Here is a 1,369-nt window from a genome sequence, read left to right on the forward strand (position 1 = left end):
GCCGGCCTGAGCCGGCCTGAGCCGGCCTGAGCCGGCCTGAGCCGGCCGGGCCGCCGGACCCGGCATGATGCCCGGTGCGGGGCCCGCCGGGCAGCGGGCCGGAGAGGCGGGTGTGCGGATGGCCGCGCGGTATGTCACCGGACTGGTCGGGGCGTTGGAGCGGTACGGGGAGCGGCCCGCGATCGGGGCCGGGCCACGGGTCCTGCGGTTCTCCGAGGTGCTGGACACCGTCCACCGGCTGGCCGGAGCCCTCGCGGATGCGGGGGCCGGGCGGGGCACGGGGCCGGGCACGGGGCTGGCCTGCGTGACGGGCGGCAACCGGCCCGAGGCGCTGCTGGTGCGGATCGCCGCGCATCTGCTGGGGGCCCGGCTGACCCAGGTGGTGACCGGACCCGCCGTGCACGGGCTGGAGTTCGTCCTGCGGGACTGCCTTCCAGGTCTGGTGGTGCATGACGTCCCGGTCCCGGTGACGGGCGTGCCGCTGCTCGGCCTGGACGACCTGCTCGCCCGGGCCGCCGGGCGGGAGCCCGCCGAAGTGCCGGTGCGGGCACGGGAGGAGGACGTGGCCCGGGTGACGTACACCGGCGGGACCACGGGCCGGCCCAAGGGGGTGGCCTCCACCTTCGGGGCGATGGCCGCCCGGGACGACAGGCGCGGGGCCGCGTGGAGCGGGACGACGCACCTCAGCGGGACGACGCACCTCTCGGTGACCAGCCTCGCCCAGCGGGCCGGCGGGCGGTGCCTGGAGCAGCTGAGGGCCGGCGGCAGGGTGGAGATCCTCGACCCCTTCACGCCAGGGGAGTTCGCGGCGGCCTGCCGGCGGCTCGGGCGGGTGTCCACCTACCTGACGCCCCCGATGGTGTACCGGCTGCTGGACGACCCCGCGACGGCCGGGGGCGTCCCGGGCCTGGAGGCGGTCTCCTACGGAGCCTCGGCGATCCTCCCGGAACGGCTGCGCGAGGCCGTGACCCGCTGGGGCGGACGGTGGCGCCAGGGCTACGGGATGAACGAGGCCGCCGTGATCTCCCGCCTCACCCCCGCCGACCACGAGGCGGCGGTGGCCGGCCGCCCCGAACTGCTGGCCTCCGCCCCGAACTGCTGGCCTCCGTCGGCCGCCCGGCCGCGGGCGTCGAGGTCCAGGTGCGCGACGAGCGGAACGCGGTACTGCCCGTCGGGCGCACGGGGGAGTTGTGGATCCGGTCGGCCGCGATGATGACCGGCTACTGGAACCAGCCCGGGCTGACCGCCGAGGTGCTGAGGGACGGATGGCTGCGCACCGGGGACCTCGGCCATGCCGACGCCTCCGGATACCTCTACCTGGACGACCGGGTCAAGGACGTGGTGATCGTCGACGGGGTCAACATCTACA

The 1,369-nt window shown here is 76.4% G+C and carries 1 protein-coding gene and 1 pseudogene; both read left to right on the top strand.

Going from position 1 to position 1,369, the window contains the following annotated elements; translation table 11 throughout:
- Positions 1–118 precede the first annotated feature (118 nt).
- Positions 119–1,213, top strand: coding sequence for an AMP-binding protein (locus VR44_RS41790; protein WP_157880540.1), 1,095 nt, complete (start codon positions 119–121; stop codon positions 1,211–1,213).
- A pseudogene (locus VR44_RS49395) lies at positions 1,141–1,369 on the top strand (AMP-binding protein); the annotation flags it as partial. The gene VR44_RS41790 and the pseudogene VR44_RS49395, both read left to right, overlap by 73 nt.

Source organism: Streptomyces katrae, from assembly GCF_000966975.1.
GTDB classification, from domain to species: Bacteria; Actinomycetota; Actinomycetes; order Streptomycetales; family Streptomycetaceae; genus Streptomyces; species Streptomyces katrae.

What these genes read in the sequence shown, in the direction of transcription:
- VR44_RS41790 (WP_157880540.1), top strand. Translation starts at nt 119, where the DNA reads ATGGCCGCGCGGTATGTCACCGGACTGGTCGGGGCGTTGGAGCGGTAC.